We start from the raw sequence: 20,084 nt of genomic DNA on the forward strand, positions 1-20,084 counted from the left end.
CCGACCCAGCGTCAGAGGCCCTGTGAATGACCGACAAGATGGCGGAGCCGAAGATCGAGGCCTATGACGGGCCGGCCGGCGGCTGGGGCTCGGCGCAATCCCTCACCGAGATCCTGCTTCGCGAGGAGATCCCCGTCACCGGTGCGGCGCTGCTGATGAAGCAGAACAAGCCGGACGGCTTCATGTGCGTGTCCTGCGCCTGGGCCAAGCCAGCCAAGCCGCTCACCTTCGAATATTGCGAGAACGGCGCCAAGGCGACGGCCTGGGAGCAGACCGCCAAGCGCTGCGGGCCCGATTTCTTCGCCAGGCACACGGTGACGGAACTCCGCGGCTGGACCGATTACGCCCTCGAGGAGCAGGGCCGGCTCACGCATCCCATGCGCTACGACGCGGACAGCGATCGTTACGTCCCGGTGTCGTGGGACGAGGCGACGGCGGCGATCGGCCGGGAATTGCGCGCCCTCGATCCGAAATCGGCGGTGTTCTACGCGTCGGGTCGTGCGTCCCTGGAGACGTCCTACATGTATGGGCTCTTCGCCCGGATGTACGGCAACAACAACCTGCCCGACTCGTCCAACATGTGCCACGAGCCGACCTCCGTCGGCCTCAAGGCGTCGATCGGCGTCCCCGTGGGAACGGTGGTCCTGGACGATTTCGACACCACCGACCTGATCCTGTTCTTCGGCCAGAATGTCGGCTCGAACGCCCCCCGGATGCTCCACCAGCTGCAGGAGGCGCGTAAACGCCGGGTTCCGATCGTCACCTTCAACCCCCTGCGCGAGCGCGGATTGGAGCGCTTCACCAACCCGCAATCCGTGGTGGAGATGGCGACCCGCCACGCCACCGAGATCTCGACCCAGTATCATCAGGTCAAGGCGGGCGGCGATCTCGCGGCGATCACCGGGATGTGCAAGGCGCTCATCGCCGCCCACCGGGAGGCGCTGAGCGTCGGGCGTCCCGGCATCCTCGACCGGAGCTTCATCGACGAACACACCCATGGATTCGACGCCTTCGCCGCCTATTGCGACAGCCAGGATTGGCCCGCCCTCGAAGGCCGGTCGGGCCTGAGCCGCGCCGCCATCGAGGCGGCGGCCACCGTCTACGCCCGCGCGCGTGCCGTCATCGGCGTCTACGGCATGGGATTGACCCAGCATCGCAAGGGCACGGAATCCGTGCAGATGCTGGTGAACCTCCTGCTCCTGCGCGGGAATATCGGGCGGAAGGGCGCAGGTCCTTGTCCGGTTCGCGGCCATTCCAACGTGCAGGGCCAGCGCACGGTGGGGATCACCGAAAAGCCCGAACTCGCCCCCCTCGACGTCCTGAAGGAGCAGTACGGTTTCGAGCCGCCCCGCGAGAAGGGCCTCAACACGGTGGAAGCCTGCGAGGGCATCGTATCCGGCGACGTAAAGGCCTTCATCAGCCTCGGCGGCAACTTCGTCCGCGCCATTCCCGAGACGGTGCGGATGGAGGAAGCGTGGCGGACCCTGCGCCTCACCGTGCAGATCTCGACCAAGCTCAACCGCTCCCACCTCGTCAACGGCGAGGTCGCGTATATCCTGCCCTGCCTCGGCCGGATCGAGATCGACACCCAGGCGAGCGGGCCGCAAGCGGTCTCGATGGAGAGCTCGACCTCGTGCTTCCACGGCTCGCGGGGCAAGACGAAGCCGGTGAGCGACCAGGTCCGCTCGGAGCCTTGGATCGTCGCCGAGATCGCCAAGGCCACCGTCGCGCCGAACCCGAACGTGCCCTGGGACGCATGGGTCGGCGACTATTCCCGCATTCGCGGGGCCATGGAGGCGACCTACCCCGCGGTGTTCCAGGACCTCGACCGTCGGATGTTCGAGCCCGGCGGCATCCACAAGCCCCTGGCCGCCCGCGACCGCCGCTGGGAGACGGAGACGGGCCGGGCCAATTTCACCGTGCCGGAAGGCATCGAAGCCGATCCCGACATGCCCCTGCGCAGCGCCGACGCCCTCGACCTCATCACCCTGCGCTCGAACGACCAGTTCAACACCACGGTCTACGGCTACGACGACCGCTTTCGCGGCGTGAAGGGTACGCGGACGATCCTGTTCATGAATGCCGAGGACATCGCCCGCCTGGGCTTCGCCGATGCCGAGATCGTCGATGTGACGACGGAAGCGGAGGACAGGATCCGTTCGGTGAAAGGGCTCCGCATCGTCGCCTACAACATCCCGGCGGGAAATTGCGCGGGCTACTACCCCGAGCTCAATCCCCTGATCCCGCTCTGGCACCATGACGAGCAATCCAAGACTCCGGCCGCCAAGGCGATCCCGGTGCGGATCGCGCGTTCCACCCTGCCGCTACACGGATGAGGCCCATAGCCGGGCCCGGATCTTTGGTGCGAGCCACGCGGGGCTCTCTTGTTTCGAGCGGCTTTCGCGCCCCATAACATGGGTATGGCAAAGAACGACGAAGCGCATGACCGGCGCCAGGCGATCATCGACCGAATGCTGGAGCAGTCTCTGTTTCCGGAGGCCGATCGTCGCCTGCCGAGCCACGACGCCCTGCCGGAGGACATGCGCGACACGGTGGATCGCCTCCTCGCCAAGGCCGAAGCGCAGCGGGCGCGTCGCCTGACCTACGAGGATCTGGAGGAAGCCCTGCCTCCGCGCGACGTGACGGCCGAGGATCTCGAAGCGATCTTCTGGATCTTGTCGGAGCACGGCATCGCCGTGGAGGACGGCGAGGGGGAATAGTATCTCGTCTCCACTATCGCGGACGGCGCACAGATCCGGCATCGCCTCGAGTGGACGCAAGCCCCTCTCCATCTCCGGGATAAACCTTGGCCTTATCGCGCGGGACCACCTCGCAGCCGGCGCGTATCCCTCGCTTCTCTTCGAGAACCGCTCTATAAGCCGCGCTCTTCGCAAGGGATTCTCCCTTGTCGCGAAGCCGGCCGAGAGGTGGACGGGAGATCATCATGGGCGAGCGTTGGACATCGAAGACCGGTTGGACGCCGACATCTTGGCGCAACCTGCCGATCCAGCAGGTACCGGCCTATCCGGATGCCGCTGCGCTCCAGACGGTCGAGACCCAGCTCGCGAGCTTTCCGCCCCTGGTTTTTGCAGGTGAGGCGCGCAAGCTGAAATCCGCGCTGGCCCGCGTCTCCACCGGGGAAGCCTTCCTGCTCCAGGGCGGCGATTGCGCCGAGAGCTTCGACGAGCATTCGGCCGACAACATCCGCGATTTCTTCCGCGTCTTCCTGCAGATGGCCCTGGTGCTCACCTTCGCGGGTGGGTCGCCTGTGGTGAAGGTGGGCCGCATCGCCGGGCAGTTCGCCAAGCCGCGCTCCTCGCCCACCGAGACGATGGACGGGGTGAGCCTGCCGAGCTACCGGGGCGACATCGTCAACGGCATCACCTTCACCGAGGAGGCGCGCATCCCCGATCCGCGCCGGCAGCTGGAGGCGTACCGCCAGTCGGCGGCGACGCTCAACCTGCTGCGCGCCTTCGCCTCGGGCGGCTATGCCAACCTCGAGAACGCGCATCGCTGGATGCTCGGCTTCGTCAAGGACAGCCCTCAATCCTCGCGCTACCAGGACGTGGCGGAGCGGATGAGCGACGCCCTCGATTTCATGCGCGCCATCGGCATCAATCCGGAGACGCATCAGGAAGTCCGCACGACGGATTTCTTCACCAGCCACGAGGCCCTGCTGCTGGGCTACGAGGAAGCGCTCACCCGCGTCGATTCCACCAGCGGCGACTGGTACGCCACATCCGGCCACATGCTGTGGGTCGGCGACCGCACCCGTCAGGCCGACCACGCGCATATCGAGTATGCGCGCGGCATCAAGAACCCGATCGGGCTGAAATGCGGGCCGTCGATGACCTCCGAGGGGCTGATCACGCTGATCGACCAGCTCAACCCGGCGAACGAGGCCGGCCGGCTGACCCTGATCTGCCGCTTCGGCGCGGACAAGGTCGGCGAGCATCTGCCCGGGCTGATTCGCACCGTCGAGCGCGAAGGCCGCAAGGTCGTGTGGGTCTGCGATCCGATGCACGGCAACACCATCTCGGCCGGCCGCTACAAGACCCGGCCGTTCGAGCGGGTGATGACGGAGATCGAAGGCTTCTTCGGCGTGCACCGGGCGGAGGGGACCATCGCCGGCGGCATCCATCTCGAGATGACCGGCAAGAACGTGACGGAATGCACCGGAGGCGCCCGCGCGCTGACGGCCGACGACCTGCAGGATCGTTACCACACCTATTGCGATCCCCGGCTCAATGCCGAGCAGGCCCTGGAAGTCGCGTTCCTCACGGCGGAACTGGTCAAGCGCGAGCGCGCCGAGATCGTCCGCCCGCGCCTCGACGCCGCCGAGTAACGTCGGACCGACGCACATGAGAAAAGCCCTCTCTCCCGGCAAGGGAGAGAGGGCTTTTCTATTTCACATCCGCTACAACGCCACCGCGCCAGCGGATGATTCCGTCCCAGTGCAGCTCAGTGCAGCCAGGACGTGAAGAAGTAGATCAGCAGAATGATCGGCAAGGGGATACCGATCAACCACAGCAAACCGCCCTTCATCATGGTCGTACTCCAACTCTATCCTCGTTTGTTCAACGGAATGTGAGCGGGTCCGGTTCCTGATGACGTCTACAGAACCTCGCGGACGTTCCTGCCACTGCGCTCGTAGAAGAACGGAATCGGCAGATACGGCGCGAACCCTCCGGCGATCTGCAGCTCCAGCTCGTCGAGCACCACGCGGGTGATTCGCGGCAGGTCGAGCTCCCGCGCCTCGGCGAAGCTCACCCAGGCGAGTTCCACCAGTTCTGATGTGGGCGTGACGATCCCCGGCTGTTCGGCGGCCACGGCCTTGCGGTCGATGGTGAAGAAGCGCGTGTCGAACCGGCGCGGCCGGCCCGGCGGCGTGATCGCCCGCGCCACCAAGTGGAGCGCTTCGAGGTCGGGCATCACGCCGAACTGCTTGAACGCCTGCCAGCTTCCCTCCGGCACGGTCTCGGGCGGGCCGTATTCGGTGGTGCCGAGGAAGAGACCGGTCTCCTCGTGGGTCTCGCGGATCGCCGCGAGGGCGAGCGCCCGCCCCAGGGAGTCCGAGGCGCGGGGCACCCGCTTGGCCAAGGCATCCTCGGCCCGCGACGAGAGCGCTCCCGCCACGCTCATGCGGCGGTCTCCGGGCTCGATCCGCCCGCCGGGAAACACGAACTTGCCGGGCATGAAGGCGAGGCCCTCGTGCCGCTTGCCCATCAGGAACTTGGGACGCCGCGCCGTGCGGTCGATGATGATGAGGGTCGCCGCGTTGCGGGGCCGCAGAGTGGCGGGGCGCCTGGGGGATTCAGGCGTGGCCGAGGCCGGGGGTAGGATTGTCGCTTGGTCCAAGCTGAACCTCCTCGGAGCGCGCAATTGCCACGCTTGGTCCCGTCGGTAGCGTGGCAAAGCCCCCCATGCCAAGGGCGTACTGCAATCCGACCACCGCGCCCTTCACCGGCTGGAGCAGGGCGAGGGCCGATCCGAGGGTGACGATCGGCCAGAACGACAGCTGAAACCACAACGGCACGTCGTAGTTCGTCTCGAGTTCGAGGATGAAATACCCGACGATATGGCCGATGATGAAGATCACCACGTAGGGCGGCAAGTCGTCGGCCCGGTGGTGATGGAATTCGAGCCCGCACTCTTCGCAGATCGGGCGGACCTTCAGGAACTTGCCGAAGAGCTTGCCCTCGCCGCAATGCGGGCAGCGGCACACGAAGCCGCGAGCCATGGATTTGATGAGGCCGACGCGCTCACCGGGCAGGGTCTCGACGCTCGCTGTCATGGCGATCCCATTTTCCGTTTCGGATGTTCAACACCGCGACCTCGTCCCGACGTGCCGCTGGCGCGGCACCTCGGGATGAGGTCGGCGGCTGGGAAGAACCGTTCCGACGAGGCGAGATCCTACACCAGCCGCCCTAGCGGCGCGACCCGCGATGGCGCGACCCGGAGTTGCGGATGCCCGCGGGCCGGCCGGGCGGCCCGGCCTTGTGGAAGCTCGGCGAGCGCGGGGATCTCGCCCCGCCCGCCTGCGGCTTGGTCTGGCCTTCGGAGAGCAGTTCGAAACGCAGGGCGCCGGCCACGGCCGCCGCCTCCACCAGCCTCACCTCCACCCGGTCGCCGAGGCGATGGGTCTCGCCGCTGCGCGAGCCCACCAGGGCATGGCGCGCCTCGTCGTGATGGTAGAAATCGTTGCCGATGGTGGAGATCGGCACGAAGCCGTCGGCACCGGTCTCGTCCAGCTTGATGAAGAGCCCGGCGCGGGTGACGCCCGAGATCTGGCCGGTGAAGTTCGCTCCGACCCTGTCGGCGAGGTGGTGCGCGATGAGCCGGTCGATGGTCTCGCGCTCGGCCGCCATGGCGCGACGCTCGGCGGCCGAGATCTGCTCCCCGATCTGATCGAGGGCCCCCACCGTCACGTCGGATGACAGGCCGTCCGGACCGAGCCGGCACGCGGCGATCAGCGCCCGGTGGACGATGAGATCGGCATAGCGCCGGATCGGCGAGGTGAAATGGGCGTAGCGCCTGAGATTCAGGCCGAAATGCCCGAGATTCTGCGCGGCATAGACGGCCTGCGCCTGCGATCGCAGCACGACCTCGTTGATGAAGATCGCGTGCTCGGTCTCGGCCACGGAACTGAGGATGCGGTTGAACAGAGCGGGGCGGAGTGCCCCTTCCTTGGGGATCTTGATACCGATGGAGGCCAGTACCTCGCCGAGCGCCCGCATCTTCTCCAGGGCCGGCTCGTCGTGGACCCGGTAGATCAGCGGCTGCTTGGCCTGTTCCAGGGTCTCGGCGGCGGCCACGTTGGCCTGGATCATGAACTCTTCTATGAGGCGGTGCGCATCGAGGCGGGCGGGCACCACCACCCGGTCGACGGCGCCGTCGGGCGTCAGCAGCACCTTCCGCTCGGGCAGGTCGAGGGCGAGGGGGCCGCGCGCCTCGCGAGCCTCCGTCAGGGCCGCGTAGGCGACCCAGAGCGGGCGCAGGACCGGCTCCAATAGCGGCGCCGTGGTCTCGTCGGCGAATCCGTCGATGGCCGCCTGTGCCTGTGCGTAGGACAGCTTGGCCCGCGAGCGCATCATCACCCGGTGGAAGCTGTGGCGCTTCTTCACCCCATCGGCGCCGATCACCATGCGCACGGCGATGGCGGGGCGATCCTCCTTCTCCCTCAGCGAGCAGAGGTCGTTGGAGATGCGCTCCGGCAGCATCGGCACGACCCGGTCGGGGAAGTAGACCGAGTTGCCGCGCAACAGCGCCTCGCGGTCGAGGGCCGAGCCGGGGCGGACATAGGCGGCCACATCGGCGATGGCGACGGTGACGACGAAGCCACCCGCATTGGCCTCGTCCGGGTCCGGCACCGCCATGACGGCGTCGTCATGGTCCTTGGCGTCGGGCGGGTCGATGGTCAGCAGCGGCTCGGCCCGCCAATCCTCGCGGCCCTTCATCCCCACGGGCTCCACCGCGTCGGCCTCCGCCAGGGTGTCGGCGGCGAAGACATGGGGGATGTGATGGAGATGCAGGGCGATGAGGCTCACGGCGCGCTCGGAGCCGAGCGAGCCGAGGCGCTCGGTCACGCGCCCGCGCGGCAGGCCGAACCGGCTCTCGCTCACAAGGCTGACGCTGACGAGGTCGCCGTCCCGCGCCTCACCTTCCTCGCCGGCGGGAATCGCGATCTCGCGGCCCTGCGCCCGCTTCTCCACGGGCACGATGCGGCCGCCGTCGGGGCCTGAGCGGTAGACGCCGATGATCTCCGCCTTGTTCTTGCCGATGACCTTGATGACACGGCCGGAATAGCGCCCGCTCTCGCCGGGGATCGGTTCGACCCGCAGCAAAGCGCGATCGCCGATGCCGGGCGCGGCACGGCCCGGCTTCTTGCCGCTGCGCGGCGAGGAGACCAGGATCTTCGGCGGCGGCCCCTTGGCGTGGTCCCATTCCACGGGAACGGCGAAGAAGTCGCCGTCGCGATCCCGCGACTTGATGTCAGCGAGCGTCACCGGCGGGAGCCGGCCGGCCTGGGCCAGTCCACCACGGCCGCGCTCGATCTCGCCGTCCACCTCGATCTCCTTGAGGATACGCTTCAGGCCGATGCGGTCGGCGCCCTTGATGTCGAAGGCCGCCGCGATCTCGCGCTTGCCCACCTTCTCCGTCGCCTGCTCGATGAAGGCGACGATCTGCTCGCGGGAGGGCAGGGCGCTTTGCCCGGGGTTCGGATTGATGCGTCTGGCCAAAGGTCTCTGGGCTCGGGGTCGTGTGGCGCGCCGAAACCCCAAGGCCGGCGCGGGATTGGACAGGTCTCGGGGGAGAACTCTCCGTTGCCTGCAAACATGGGACCGCCGGGGCCTCGCGGCAACGCCGTTCGGCGGACGATCCCGTGTCATCAACCGGTGGAGGCCGATCCGGCGATCCGCTCCACCGCGAGATCGACGTCGAAACCGGGGTCGAGCAGGTCGGCGAAGGTAAACGGGCAGGCGACGGGCAGGCCGAACGACACCCGGCCCTCCGAATCCTGGAATTCGGGCGACTCGGCCTCGCCCACGGCCAGAATCCAGATGCCATCGATCTTGAGGGATCTGGCCGCCTCGGCGTCGGCGACCAGGGCGGCATGGGCGCGCCGCGCCTCCTCGCGCCAGTGCAGGCTCTCCGTATCGTCCGAGATCAAAGCCGCCTTCACGAGGCTGGCGAGAAGAGTTTGAAGAATCGTCATCGGTGTTGCGGCCTCCGGCATCATGGAGGGTCAACGCGCAAGACCTGCGCCGGGCCGCGCATCGGCGGGCTCCCGTCGCAGAGGGCTTGTGCTCAGTAGGGGGTGCCCTTCGCGCGCTGCGCCTTCAGCGCCTCGGCATGCCAGACGAGTTCGTCGAGGAAGCGCTTTGCGGCCTTCGACAGCCACTCCTCCTGCGGCACGCCCTCCGCGTCGAGCGCCTTGTGGATGCGCGGAATCGGCAGGAGCGAGGCGATGCTCGGCGCGCCAAGCTCAGCCATCATCGCCCTCAACTGCATCGCCGCGCGGACGCCGCCATATTGCCCCGCCGAGTAGCAGACGATGGCCGAGGGCCGCCAGAAATACTCTTCGAGGAAATGGTCGAGGGTGTTCGAGAGGGCCGGCGGGATCGAATGGTTGTACTCGGCCGATACCACCACGAAGGCGTCCGACCGGCGGTAGAGCGTGGCGAGCTCTTCCAGCACGGGGGGCGCCTCATCCCTGGGGTATTCCTTGTACATCTTGTCGAGGAGCGGCAGCTTCAACTCCGCCGGGTCCACCAGCGGCGCCTCGATACCGCGTTCCTCCAGCAGCCGAATGACGAAGCGCGCACCGCGCAGGCCTTGCCGCTCGCTGCGGACGGAACCGAGGATGACGGGGATCACGAGGGACATGGCGCTGCTCCGGCGGAGTTGAACACTGTCGGTCCATCGTATCGCCGGAGACGGATGCTGTCGCGGGTGGCGGGCGGGTCGCGCTATCGGTCGCCCGGCCCCATCGTCAGGCCGCGCTGAGGCAGCACTTCTTGTACTTCTTCCCGCTTCCGCACGGGCAGGGATCGTTGCGGCCGATCTTCACCGGATTGCGGACCGGCAGGCCCGCCCCCTCGGCGGTCCAGGCCAGGGCCCCGATCGGGTCGTCGAACGTGCCGTAGTTCTGTCCGTCGAACAGCTGCATGTCGTCCGGCTTCGCGGTCGCCCGACGCAGGGTGGTTTGGAACCATTGGGCGTCGCTGAACTCGTTGGTCAGGCGGCCATCGGCCCGGGCGGCCGTGCTCCGCAGGGCGAGATCGGCGAAGCCGAGGAGAGCGATGGTCTCCTCCCAACCGACCCAGGCGACGTCGCCCTCCACGGCGGCGCGCTTGTCGTCGAAGCGGACGAGGAGGTCATGGGTCCGGGTCCGGTCGATGCGTCCGGTCTGGGTCAAGAAGGCGAGGGCTGCGAAGACCTCGGTGCGGGCAAAGCCATCCACCGTCGAATCGAGCAGCAACGCGTGCATCGGCGCGACGTCGCCATCGAAGAGGCTGGTGAGCACCTTGGCCATGGTGGTGGTGAGCGCATCACCGAGGAGCGCGTCGAGGCCGTCGGAATCCTGGCGCCGCAGGATGCCCAGGAGCGGAGCGAAGGCCCGCGTCTCGCCGGCCGCCGCCAGGATGTGCAGCCCCCAGAACAGCAGGTTGCCCTGTGCCTCGTCGAGGTCCTTGCCCTCCGCCGCCAGGGCAAGGACCGACAGGACGGGCTCGGCGACCTCGGAGGGCGTCGCCAGGGCCTGGAGCATCGCCTCCTTCGGCAGATGCTTGGCGGCCGACAAGACGTCGATCAGTTCCTGGTTCGCCATGTGATCGGCTTCCTTGCCTGAAGTGCTGTGACCCGATCTCAACCCCTCAGGGTCGCGCCGGTCTTGCGGGCGACCTCCGCGACGATCTTCGCCGTCACGGCCTCGATCTCCGCATCGGTGAGGGTGCGTTCCACCGGCTGGAGCCTCACGGCGATGGCGACGGATTTCGCGCCCTCGGGAATGCCCGTCCCCTCGTAGATGTCGAAGACGTCGATCCCGGCGATGAGCTTGCGCTCGGCACCTTGCGCCGCCTTCACCACGTCGCCCGCCGCCACGTCGCGCCCCACCACGAAGGCGAAATCACGCGAGATCGGCTGGAAATCGGAGAGGGCCAGCGCGGGCTTCACCTTGGTGGGGCGATATTTCGGCAGGGGGATCGCATCCAGGGTGATCTCGAAGGCCACGAGCGTGCCCTTGAGGTCCAGGGCCTTCATCACGCGGGGGTGGATCTCGCCGAAATAGCCGACCTGGTTCTTCGGCCCGAACTGCATCGTGCCGGAGCGTCCGGGATGCAGCCAGCCGGGACCGCCCGCAACGATCTGGAGGCCACCGGTCGGCACGCCGAGGGCGGAGAGGAGCGCCAGGGCGTCGGCCTTGGCCTCGAACGCATCGACGGTGGCGGCGGCACCCGCCCAATGGCGGCCGGCGCCCTCGTGGCGTGCGGTGCCCCGCCGTACGGCCGTGGCGCGGATCGACTGGCCCTCAGGCTGGTCGGTCTCGAAACACTGGCCCACCTCGAACAGGGCGACGTCGCCATAGCCGCGGTCGGCGTTGCGCTGGGCCGCCCGGAGCAGGCCCGGCACCAGGCTCGGACGCATGTCGGAGAGATCGGCGGCGATGGGGTTGGCGAGCGCCAGATCCGCCTTGCCGCCGCCGAAGAGGACGGCATCGTCATGCGGGATGAACGACCACGTCACCGCCTCCACGAGGCCGCGCGTCGCCAGTGCGCGCTTGGCGAGACGCGTGCGCTTCTGCAGGGGCGTCAGCCTCGCCTTGCCGATGGAGGCATCGCCGCGCGACAGCGGCTTCGGCTCGATCCGGTCGAGGCCGGCGATGCGGATGATCTCCTCCACGAGGTCGGCCTTGCCTTCAACATCCGGCCGCCAGGACGGGGTGAGGACCTTCACCCGCTCGCCTGAGCCGGCCACGTGGAACCCGAGGGTCTCCAGCGTCACCTTCATCTCGGCGCGGGACAGCTCGATCCCGGCAAGGCGCCGCGTCTCGGTCCAGGGAAAATCGATCACCCGCTCGGTCTCGGGCACCTCACCGGCGATCACCGCCTCGCTCGGCGTACCGCCGCAGAGGTCGACGACCAGGCGGGTGGCGAGATCGAGCCCCGGCAGGGCGAAGAGCGGATCGACGCCGCGCTCGAAGCGGTAGCGCGCATCGGTGATGATCCCGAGGCGTCGGCCGCTCTGCGCGATGTTCACCGGATCCCACAGGGCGGATTCGATGATGACGTCCACGGTGCCCTCGTCGCAGCCGGAGGCCTCGCCCCCGATGATGCCGCCGATGGATTCGGGGCCGTTCTCGTCGGCGATGACGACGATTCCGTCGTCGAGCGCATAGGTCTTGCCGTCGAGGGCCTTCAGGCTCTCGCCGTCGCGGGCGCGACGGACCGTGAGAGCGCCCTTCACCTTGGCCGCGTCGAAGACGTGAAGCGGGCGGCCGCGATCGAAGGTGAGGTAGTTGGTGATGTCGACAAGCGCGTTGATCGGGCGGAGGCCGATGGCGCGCAGGCGGGCCTGCATCCAGTCGGGGGAGGGGCCGTTCTTCACGCCGCGCACGAGGCGCAGGGTGAAATACGGGCACAATCCCTTGTCCGCGCGCTCGAAATCGAGCGACACCGGCACGTGGCACTCACCCTCGCCGCGCACGGGCCGCATCGGCTCGCGCTTCAACACGCCGATGCCGGCGGCCGAGAGATCGCGGGCGATGCCGTGGATCGAGGTACAATCCGGGCGGTTCGGGGTGAGGTTGATCTCGATGACCGGATCGTCGAGGCCGGCATAGAGGGCGTAGGCTTGGCCCGTCGGGGCGTCCGCCGGCAGGTCCAGGATGCCGTCATGGTCGTCGCCGAGGCCGAGTTCGGCCCCGGAGCAGAGCATGCCCCGGCTCTCGACCCCGCGAATGCTCCCCACCGACAGGGTGATGTTCTTGCCCGGCACGTAGGTGCCCGGCGGCGCGAAGACCGATTTCATCCCCGCCCGCGCATTCGGCGCTCCGCAGACGACCTGCAGGGGTTGTCCGTCGCCGGCATCCACGGTGCAGACGCGCAGGCGGTCGGCATTGGGGTGCTGTTCGGCCGTGAGCACATGGGCGACGACATAAGGCGCGAGAGCCGCCGCCTTGTCCTCGATGCCTTCGACCTCGAGGCCGATCCGAGTCAGCGTCTCGGAGATGGTCTCCAGAGACGAGTCGGTGTCGAGGTGCTCCTTGAGCCAGGAGAGGGTGAATTTCATTTTCTTCTCGCCTGGAAGAGGAGGTGAACGGCTAGGGTTTGACGGTCCAGGCCGGTCAAACCCTCTAAGCGCGAGACGACACTTCTTGCCCGGTCAAGATGTTCCTTGACCGCGGCCAGATCGAACAAGTTGCTCCGGGGAGGCGAATAATCCGCAATCATGCGTGCCTCCTGAAGCTGGATCAGGTCGGTTCCGATGTCCCGTAGAACGATCGTTTGCTTCAACGGGCCATTCGTCTGGAATGCATTCTTCATCGGGCCATGATCGATACCGCGATAGACGCGTTCGAAATCAGCGGAATTGGTATCGCCACCGGGCAGCATCTCGGAAGCACAGAGCCACATGAGGGCATGGAACGCCGCATAATATGCCGAGCTGACTGCCCGCCGCTTCGCTGCGCCGCTACGGGGGTTCTGTTGGACCAGAACTTCCGCCTGATCCAACATGAGATCGACCATAGAAGCCATGGATCAGTCTATATCGCTTTCAGTCTGCTTTTCGCTGACGACATCGTTCTTCAGCAAAATGAAGCGGTCTTCTCCTCGGCTGATGAGTGCAGACCGCAAGATGTGGCTGGCATTCAGCAGCGGATCGGGCTTCGTCTCTGGCCGACGTTGATAACGAGCGACGATCTTGATGACCGGATCTCCGTCGAAATCCGAGCTGGAAACGGCTTCGGCCCCTAAGAACCCCGCCTCGGGAATCTGCTCGCGCAGAACCTCGGACACCAGGCTGGTAATCTCCTGATCGGTCATCGATCGCTCCATGCCCATCAACTCGTCAGCCCGGCCACCAAGCTCGGGATGTCCAGCGGGCGGAAGCCATAATGCTCCAGCCAGCGCACATCCGCCTCGAAGAACGGGCGCAGATCGGGCGTGCCGTATTTCAGCATCGCGATCCGGTCGATGCCCATGCCGAAGGCGAAGCCCTGGACGAAGTCGGGGTCGTAGCCGCAGTTCCTGAGCACGTTCGGATGGACCATGCCGCAGCCGAGGATCTCGAGCCAGTCGGTGCCCTCGCCGAAGCGGATCTCGCCGCCCTTTCGCGAGCACTGGATATCGACCTCCGCCGACGGCTCGGTGAAGGGGAAGAACGACGGCCGGAACCGCATCTTCACCGCATCGACCTCGAAGAACGTGCGGCAGAACTCCTCCAGCACCCATTTCAGGTTGGCGATGGTGGCGCTCTTGTCGATCACCAGCCCCTCCACCTGATGGAACATCGGCGTGTGGGTCTGGTCGGAATCGTGGCGATAGGTGCGGCCGGGGCAGATCACGCGGATCGGCGGCTCCTGCGACCGCATGGTGCGGATCTGGACCGGAGACGTATGGGTGCGGAGCACCTTGCGCTGGCCGTTGCGGTCTGGGGCCAGGAAGAAGGTGTCGTGCATCTCGCGCGCCGGATGGCCGGGCGGGAAGTTGAGGGCGGTGAAGTTGTAATCGTCGGTCTCGATGTCCGGACCTTCCGCCACCGAGAAGCCCATATCGGCGAAGATCGCGGTGATCTCGTCCATGACCTGACTGATCGGATGGATGCGCCCGCGCGCTTCCGGCGCATCGCGCACCGGCAGGGTGACGTCGATCCGCTCCGCCGCGAGGCGGGCTTCGAGGGCGGCCTCCGTGAGCGCCTCACGCCGCGTGGCGATGGCGCCCTGAACCCTGTCGCGCAGCCCGTTGATGAGCGGACCGCGCTCCTTGCGCTCGTCCGGTGTCATGCTGCCGAGGGTCTTGAGCAGGTCGGAGACCGAGCCCTTCTTGCCCAGAGCCGCGACGCGTACGGCATCGAGGGTGGCCTCGTCGGACGCGCTGCCGACCTGCCCGAGCAGATCGCCTTCGAGGGTTTCGAGATCGGTCATCGGTTCAAACCACCGGTTGGCATCTGGCCTTCGGATCGTGTGCGGCCCCCGCGAGCGGTTTTGCGGGTAAGCGCTGCCAATGCAAGCGCGCCTGCCGACGATCCTTTGCAAAAGACGAAGGCGCGGTACCTCTCGGTCCGCGCCTTTCGCATCGACGAATGAGAGGGCGTGTGAACGCGCCTCAGGCAGCCTTCACGAGTCAGGCAGCCTTGGCGAGTCAGGCAGCCTTGGCGAGGTCCGGAAGAGCGGCCTTGGCCTTCTCCACCACCACCGCGAAGCTGGCCGGCTCGTGAATGGCGAGCTCGGACAGAGCCTTGCGATCCACCTCGATGCCGGACTTCGCGAGACCGTTGATGAAGCGCGAATAGGTCAGGCCGTGCTCGCGGACAGCGGCGTTGAGACGCTGGATCCAGAGAGCGCGGAACGTGCGCTTCTTGTTCTTACGATCGCGGTAGGCATACTGCATGCCCTTCTCGACCGCCTGCTTGGCGATCCGGATCGTGTTCTTGCGCCGGCCGTAATAGCCACGGGCGGCCTTGAGGACTTTCTTGTGCTTTGCGTGACTGGTCACGCCGCGCTTGACGCGGGCCATGGGTTCTCTCCTGGATTACGAAAACAGTATCGGCTGCGGCGAAGGATTACCGGCTGTTGGGCAGGAAATACTTCTTCACGTTGGCAGCATCGCCCTCGAACAGGGTGGTGGTGCCGCGCAGGTTGCGGATCTGCTTCGTCGTCCGCTTGATCATTCCGTGGCGCTTGCCGGCCTGGGCATACATGACCTTGCCGGTGCCGGTGATCTTGAAGCGCTTCTTCGCGCCCGACTTGGTTTTCAGCTTGGGCATTTGGCTCTCCTGAACGCGCATGCCCTCTGACCCCGGGAGGTCGAAGACGTGCGCTCGGTTGATGCTTCTGATGGAGCAGCACGAACCGCCACGGCAGCCCTTTCGGCCGGGCGGTTCAACGCGAGGGGGCGTATGACAGAAAAGCGACGTGGTTTCAATGGCGGCTGCGCTCCCCGAGCCGTCAGCCCTCCCGTGCGGTCCTGTCTCAAAACGACGGCGACCGGATTTTCGATGGAAATGCTGCGTCCGGTTGCTTGACAGGCCGGTATGCGGAAACTAGACCCCCGACACCGCCGGAAACGGGGCGGGACGCCGTGCGGGCGTAGCTCAGTTGGTTAGAGTGCCGGCCTGTCACGCCGGAGGTCGCGGGTTCGAGTCCCGTCGCCCGCGCCACGTCCATCAACGACATGCGTCGTGGTGGACAACCCGAATGCCCGGCTACCCAGATACGCGGGCGTAGCTCAGTTGGTTAGAGTGCCGGCCTGTCACGCCGGAGGTCGCGGGTTCGAGTCCCGTCGCCCGCGCCATTCTCGAAACATTATTCGCCGAACTTGCAGCATCCATGCGCGTCGCGCCGAGGGATACCCTCGACACGGGATGTTCGCGCCCTAGCCTTTGATCGAGCGCGACTCGCGAAATGGGCTGTCCGAACCATGGCAGGCTTCTTCTTCCTGTATTTCACCGCCTGCATGGCGCATGCGCCGGAGACCTGCGAATCGAAGCGGCTGCCGCTCGATGTCGCTGATGCGAGGGGGTGCATCCGCGTGGCCCAGCCGCAGCTGGCGCGGTGGATCGACACCCATCCCGATTACCGCATCACCGCATGGCGCTGCGGTTCGCCGCCCCGGGATCTCGGCACGCGGATCTGACAGGGTCGGGCCGGGGCCGAGCCCTCCACGAGCCTATCCGCACGGGTACGATACGGGTCGTGTCCCGTGGCGTGGCGCATCGGACACATCGGCCCGTCCTGCGACCCGGTTCGCGCCGCCGCCGCGATTTCGCCCCATCGGGCCGGGATGGCGAAGCCGACGACACGGCAGCGCAGCGAACCGGCACCGAACGATGATTCCTTTCCACTTGTCCCCCTCCCTGGCGCGCCTGAGCGCCGTCGGCCTTATGGGGAGCCTCCTGACCCTCGGCGGCTGCGGCGGCCCGACGATCCTGCCCGAGGCCGACAACCTCACGAGCCCGGTGATCCTCGACGAGGGCGCGGCTGCCGCGGCGATCTCCCGCTACAGGGCGTCGCATGGGCTCGGCCCGGTGGTGCTGGATTCCAGCCTGATCCGGGCGGCCTCCTATCAGGCGGAATCCAATGCCAAGGCCGGAAGGCTCAGCCACGAAATCGGCGGCACCTTCGATTCGCGCATGGCGCGGGCGGGATTTGGCCGCTCCTTCGCGGCCGAGAACCTCAGTGCCGGCTCCAATACCTTCGACGAGGTGCTCGCGCGCTGGAAAAATTCGTCCGAGCACAACAAGAACATGCTGATGCCCCAGCTCAAGCGGATCGGCATCGCCCGCGTCGATGCGCCGGGCACGCGCTACAAGCGCTTCTGGGCCCTGGTCCTCGCCGGCAACTGACGGCGCAGTGGTTCAGGGGGCGCGGGACCTCGCCGCGCCGCTCAATCCGTAATCTGGTCGGCCTCGGTCAGCCCGTCCTGGATGTTGCGGATGATCGTGCGCATCTCGGGGATCATCGCGATGGCCCTGGCGATCCGCAACGCCTCCTCGCGGGTCATGAGGCCCGTCGCCTCCCGCTTGTCCGCCTCGTCGGAAAAGTAGGTCCAGGCAACGGCCGCCCCCTCCGCATCCTCGATGCTGAAACTCTCGACCTTCTCGACGACGAGCCAGGGGGTGGGGAAGCCGCGCGCCGTCATCGCTGGTCTCTGTAGCCGGGGAGGGGCAAGGGAACGGGAAGAGGCGTGGTGGGCGGTGACGGGCTCGAACCGCCGACCCTCTCCGTGTAAAGGAGACGCTCTACCAACTGAGCTAACCGCCCGATGCGCGCCGCATCGTTAATCCAAGCATCGTCGGGATGGCAACCCTCAGCGGCCACAAAGAAAAGGCCCCGGAGCGTGCTCCGGGGCCTTTCCATTTTCAAAGCACCCTCTCGCTCAATGGGCGATGACCGTCGTCGGCTCGTCCTCGCCGACCACGGGGCGGCGGGCGACGGGAAGGGGCTCCTCCCATTCGATCGGCACCGGCTGCCGCACGAGGGCGTGCTTCAGCACCTGGTCCATGCGCGCCACCGGGATGATCTCCATCCCGTTCTTCACGCTGTCGGGCACCTCGGCGATGTCCTTGGCGTTCTCCTCGGGGATGAGGACGGTCTTGATCCCGCCGCGCAGGGCCGCGAGCAGCTTCTCCTTGAGGCCGCCGATGGGCAGGATGCGGCCACGCAGGGTGACCTCTCCGGTCATCGCCACATCCTTCCTCACCGGGATCCCGGTAAGGGTGGAGATGATGGCGGTGGCCATGCCGATACCGGCCGACGGACCGTCCTTCGGGGTCGCCCCTTCCGGAACGTGGACGTGGATGTCGCGACGCTCGAACAGCGGTGGCTCGATGCCGAAGTCGACGGCCCGGGAGCGGACGTAGCTCGCCGCGGCCGAGATCGACTCCTTCATCACGTCACGCAGGTTGCCCGTGACCGTCATCTTGCCCTTGCCGGGCATCATGACGCCCTCGATCGTCAGCAACTCGCCGCCGACCTCGGTCCAGGCAAGACCCGTCACCACGCCGACCTGATCCTCCTCGTCGATCTCGCCGTAGCGGAATTTCGGCGCGCCGAGGAAGTTCGGCAGGTTCTCCTCGGTGACGGCGACGGCCTTCACCTTTGTGATGAGGATCTCCTTCACCGCCTTGCGGATCAGGTTCGAGATCTCGCGCTCCAGGTTACGCACGCCCGCTTCCCGCGTGTAGCGGCGGATGAGCATGAGGATGCCGGAATCGTCGATCTCCCATTCCTTGACCGTGAGGCCGTGCTTCTTCACCGCCCCCGGGATGAGGTGCTTGCGCGCGATCTGAAGCTTCTCTTCCTCGGTGTAGCCGGCGATACGGATCACCTCCATGCGGTCCATCAGGGGCGCAGGGATGTTGAGCGTGTTCGCCGTGGTCACGAACATCACGTCCGAGAGGTCGTAATCGACTTCCAGGTAGTGATCGTTGAACGTGCCGTTCTGCTCGGGGTCCAGCACCTCGAGGAGTGCCGCGGACGGATCGCCACGGAAATCCTGGCCCATCTTGTCGATCTCGTCGAGCAGGATGAGCGGGTTCGAGGTCTTGGCCTTGCGCATCGACTGGACGATCTTGCCGGGCATCGAGCCGATATAGGTCCGGCGGTGACCGCGGATCTCGGCCTCGTCACGGACGCCGCCGAGCGACATCCGCACGAACTCGCGTCCGGTCGCCTTGGCGATGGACTTGCCCAGCGAGGTCTTGCCGACGCCGGGAGGGCCGACGAGGCAGAGGATCGGGCCGGTGAGCTTGTTGGCGCGCTGCTGCACGGCGAGATACTCGACGATGCGCTCCTTGACCTTCTCCAGACCGAAATGGTCGTGATCGAGCATGAGCTGCGCACCGAGCAGATCCTTCTTGATCCGCGACCGCTTCGACCACGGGATGCCGAGCATCCAGTCGAGATAATTGCGCACGACGGTGGCTTCCGCCGACATCGGCGACATCTGGCGGAGCTTCTTGAGCTCTGCCATCGCCTTCTCGCGGGCCTCCTTCGAGAACTTGGTCTTCTCGATCTTCTCCTCGATTTCGGCGAGCTCGTCCTTGCCGTCCTCGGAATCGCCCAGCTCCTTCTGGATCGCCTTCATCTGCTCGTTGAGGTAGTACTCGCGCTGAGTCTTCTCCATCTGCCGCTTCACGCGGGTCCGGATGCGCTTTTCCACCTGGAGCACGGAGATCTCGCTCTCCATCAGCGACAGGACGCGCTCGAGGCGCTCGGCCACCGTGGGAATTTCGAGGATCGCCTGCTTGTCGGCGATCTTGACCGCGAGGTGCGAGCCGACGGTATCGGCAAGCTTCGAGGGCTCGTCGATCTGGGTGACGGCGGAGACGACCTCGGGCGAGATCTTCTTGTTGAGCTTCACGTAGTTCTCGAACTCGGAGATGACCGAGCGGGCGAGCGCCTCGGCCTCGACGGGGTCGCCGAGCTCGTCGGTGAGGGTCTCGACCTCGGCCTCGTAGAACGAATCCGACTTGTTGAAGTTCGTGATCTTGGCCCGTCCGGCGCCTTCGACGAGCACCTTCACGGTGCCGTCGGGCAGCTTCAGCAGCTGCAGGACGCTAGCGAGGGTGCCGATCTTGTAGATCGCGTCGGTGGACGGATCGTCGTCGCTGGCATTGATCTGGGTGGCCAGCAGGATGTGGCGATCGGTGCGGACGGCCTCTTCGAGGGCGCGGATAGACTTCTCGCGGCCGACGAAGAGCGGCACGATCATGTGCGGGAAGACGACGATGTCGCGCAAGGGGAGAACGGCGTAGGAGCCCGTCGAACCCGGGACGACCGGCTGGCGAGATTTCGATTGGGACATGTCGGACTTCCTCTTGATGGACTCCGGGCTCTAGCTCCTCGAAATGAGCAAGCA

The 20,084-nt window shown here is 66.6% G+C and carries 19 protein-coding genes and 3 tRNA genes; 7 read left to right on the plus strand and 15 right to left on the minus strand.

What is annotated here, in order from left to right; all coding sequences use genetic code 11:
• Positions 1-38: 38 nt before the first annotated feature.
• From K368_RS0112745 to K368_RS0112755, 3 genes are all read left to right on the plus strand, one after another.
• A complete protein-coding gene (locus tag K368_RS0112745) occupies positions 39-2,336 on the plus strand; it encodes an FdhF/YdeP family oxidoreductase (protein ID WP_027172743.1) in 2,298 nt (765 codons plus the stop codon).
• 84 nt (positions 2,337-2,420) lie between these two features.
• Positions 2,421-2,720, plus strand: a complete 300-nt coding sequence (locus tag K368_RS0112750) for an RNA polymerase sigma factor region1.1 domain-containing protein (RefSeq protein WP_027172744.1) — start codon at positions 2,421-2,423, stop codon at positions 2,718-2,720.
• Between the two features lie 224 nt (positions 2,721-2,944).
• Entirely contained in the window at positions 2,945-4,345 is a 1,401-nt protein-coding gene (locus tag K368_RS0112755) for a 3-deoxy-7-phosphoheptulonate synthase class II (protein WP_027172745.1), read from the plus strand.
• A 269-nt stretch (positions 4,346-4,614) separates the two neighbouring features.
• On the opposite strand, the gene K368_RS0112765 is transcribed toward K368_RS0112755, so the two are convergent.
• From K368_RS0112765 to rpmI, 12 genes are all read right to left on the minus strand, one after another.
• Positions 4,615-5,358: an NUDIX hydrolase gene (locus K368_RS0112765; protein ID WP_027172746.1), complete on the minus strand. Its 744-nt coding sequence runs from the start codon at positions 5,356-5,358 to the stop codon at positions 4,615-4,617.
• Positions 5,315-5,794, minus strand: coding sequence for a DUF983 domain-containing protein (locus tag K368_RS0112770; RefSeq protein ID WP_027172747.1), 480 nt, complete (start codon positions 5,792-5,794; stop codon positions 5,315-5,317). Before K368_RS0112770 ends, K368_RS0112765 begins: the two co-directional genes overlap by 44 nt.
• Positions 5,795-5,927: 133 nt before the next feature.
• Positions 5,928-8,240 carry a ribonuclease R gene (gene rnr, locus K368_RS0112775; protein WP_027172748.1) on the minus strand — a complete coding sequence of 771 codons (2,313 nt, stop codon included), beginning with the start codon at positions 8,238-8,240 and terminating at the stop codon, positions 5,928-5,930.
• Between the two features lie 149 nt (positions 8,241-8,389).
• Positions 8,390-8,716, minus strand: a complete 327-nt coding sequence (locus tag K368_RS0112780) for a hypothetical protein (RefSeq protein WP_027172749.1) — start codon at positions 8,714-8,716, stop codon at positions 8,390-8,392.
• A gap of 92 nt (positions 8,717-8,808) precedes the next feature.
• On the minus strand, positions 8,809-9,387 hold the full coding sequence (locus K368_RS0112785) for an NADPH-dependent FMN reductase (RefSeq protein ID WP_027172750.1): 579 nt from the start codon (positions 9,385-9,387) through the stop codon (positions 8,809-8,811).
• 106 nt (positions 9,388-9,493) lie between these two features.
• On the minus strand, positions 9,494-10,330 hold the full coding sequence (locus K368_RS0112790) for a DUF1186 domain-containing protein (protein WP_027172751.1): 837 nt from the start codon (positions 10,328-10,330) through the stop codon (positions 9,494-9,496).
• Positions 10,331-10,368: 38 nt separating this feature from the next.
• The gene (pheT, locus tag K368_RS0112795) at positions 10,369-12,792 is read right to left on the minus strand and encodes a phenylalanine--tRNA ligase subunit beta (protein WP_027172752.1); all 2,424 of its coding nucleotides are present in this window, start codon (positions 12,790-12,792) and stop codon (positions 10,369-10,371) included.
• On the minus strand, positions 12,789-13,259 hold the full coding sequence (locus K368_RS25590; protein ID WP_155935124.1) for a hypothetical protein: 471 nt from the start codon (positions 13,257-13,259) through the stop codon (positions 12,789-12,791). Before K368_RS25590 ends, pheT begins: the two co-directional genes overlap by 4 nt.
• A gap of 3 nt (positions 13,260-13,262) precedes the next feature.
• On the minus strand, positions 13,263-13,547 hold the full coding sequence (locus K368_RS0112805; protein ID WP_155935126.1) for a hypothetical protein: 285 nt from the start codon (positions 13,545-13,547) through the stop codon (positions 13,263-13,265).
• A 17-nt stretch (positions 13,548-13,564) separates the two neighbouring features.
• Positions 13,565-14,647 carry a phenylalanine--tRNA ligase subunit alpha gene (pheS, locus tag K368_RS0112810; protein WP_027172754.1) on the minus strand — a complete coding sequence of 361 codons (1,083 nt, stop codon included), beginning with the start codon at positions 14,645-14,647 and terminating at the stop codon, positions 13,565-13,567.
• A 217-nt stretch (positions 14,648-14,864) separates the two neighbouring features.
• The gene (gene rplT, locus K368_RS0112815) at positions 14,865-15,239 is read right to left on the minus strand and encodes a 50S ribosomal protein L20 (RefSeq protein WP_018044556.1); all 375 of its coding nucleotides are present in this window, start codon (positions 15,237-15,239) and stop codon (positions 14,865-14,867) included.
• Positions 15,240-15,285: 46 nt separating this feature from the next.
• A complete protein-coding gene (gene rpmI, locus K368_RS0112820; protein ID WP_018044555.1) occupies positions 15,286-15,489 on the minus strand; it encodes a 50S ribosomal protein L35 in 204 nt (67 codons plus the stop codon).
• A gap of 316 nt (positions 15,490-15,805) precedes the next feature.
• Between rpmI and K368_RS0112825 the strand changes: the two genes are divergently transcribed.
• The 4 genes from K368_RS0112825 (at position 15,806) to K368_RS0112840 (ending at position 17,067) form a co-directional block, all read left to right on the plus strand.
• A tRNA-Asp gene (locus K368_RS0112825) sits at positions 15,806-15,882 on the plus strand.
• A gap of 57 nt (positions 15,883-15,939) precedes the next feature.
• Positions 15,940-16,016, plus strand: a tRNA-Asp gene (locus tag K368_RS0112830).
• A 126-nt stretch (positions 16,017-16,142) separates the two neighbouring features.
• Positions 16,143-16,358, plus strand: coding sequence for a hypothetical protein (locus K368_RS0112835; RefSeq protein WP_027172755.1), 216 nt, complete (start codon positions 16,143-16,145; stop codon positions 16,356-16,358).
• Between the two features lie 193 nt (positions 16,359-16,551).
• Positions 16,552-17,067 (plus strand): CAP domain-containing protein, encoded by a 516-nt coding sequence (locus tag K368_RS0112840; RefSeq protein WP_027172756.1) that lies wholly within the window; start codon positions 16,552-16,554, stop codon positions 17,065-17,067.
• Positions 17,068-17,108: 41 nt separating this feature from the next.
• Here the strand turns inward: K368_RS0112840 and K368_RS0112845 are convergent, their stop codons facing one another.
• The 3 genes from K368_RS0112845 to lon all read right to left on the minus strand — a co-directional run bounded on the left by K368_RS0112845 (position 17,109) and on the right by lon (position 20,030).
• Positions 17,109-17,363, minus strand: coding sequence for a hypothetical protein (locus K368_RS0112845; protein WP_027172757.1), 255 nt, complete (start codon positions 17,361-17,363; stop codon positions 17,109-17,111).
• A 46-nt stretch (positions 17,364-17,409) separates the two neighbouring features.
• Positions 17,410-17,485, minus strand: a tRNA-Val gene (locus K368_RS0112850).
• A 115-nt stretch (positions 17,486-17,600) separates the two neighbouring features.
• Positions 17,601-20,030: an endopeptidase La gene (gene lon, locus K368_RS0112855; protein WP_027172758.1), complete on the minus strand. Its 2,430-nt coding sequence runs from the start codon at positions 20,028-20,030 to the stop codon at positions 17,601-17,603.
• Positions 20,031-20,084 lie beyond the last annotated feature (54 nt).

This window comes from Methylobacterium sp. 10 (genome assembly GCF_000519085.1).
Lineage (GTDB): Bacteria > Pseudomonadota > Alphaproteobacteria > Rhizobiales > Beijerinckiaceae > Methylobacterium.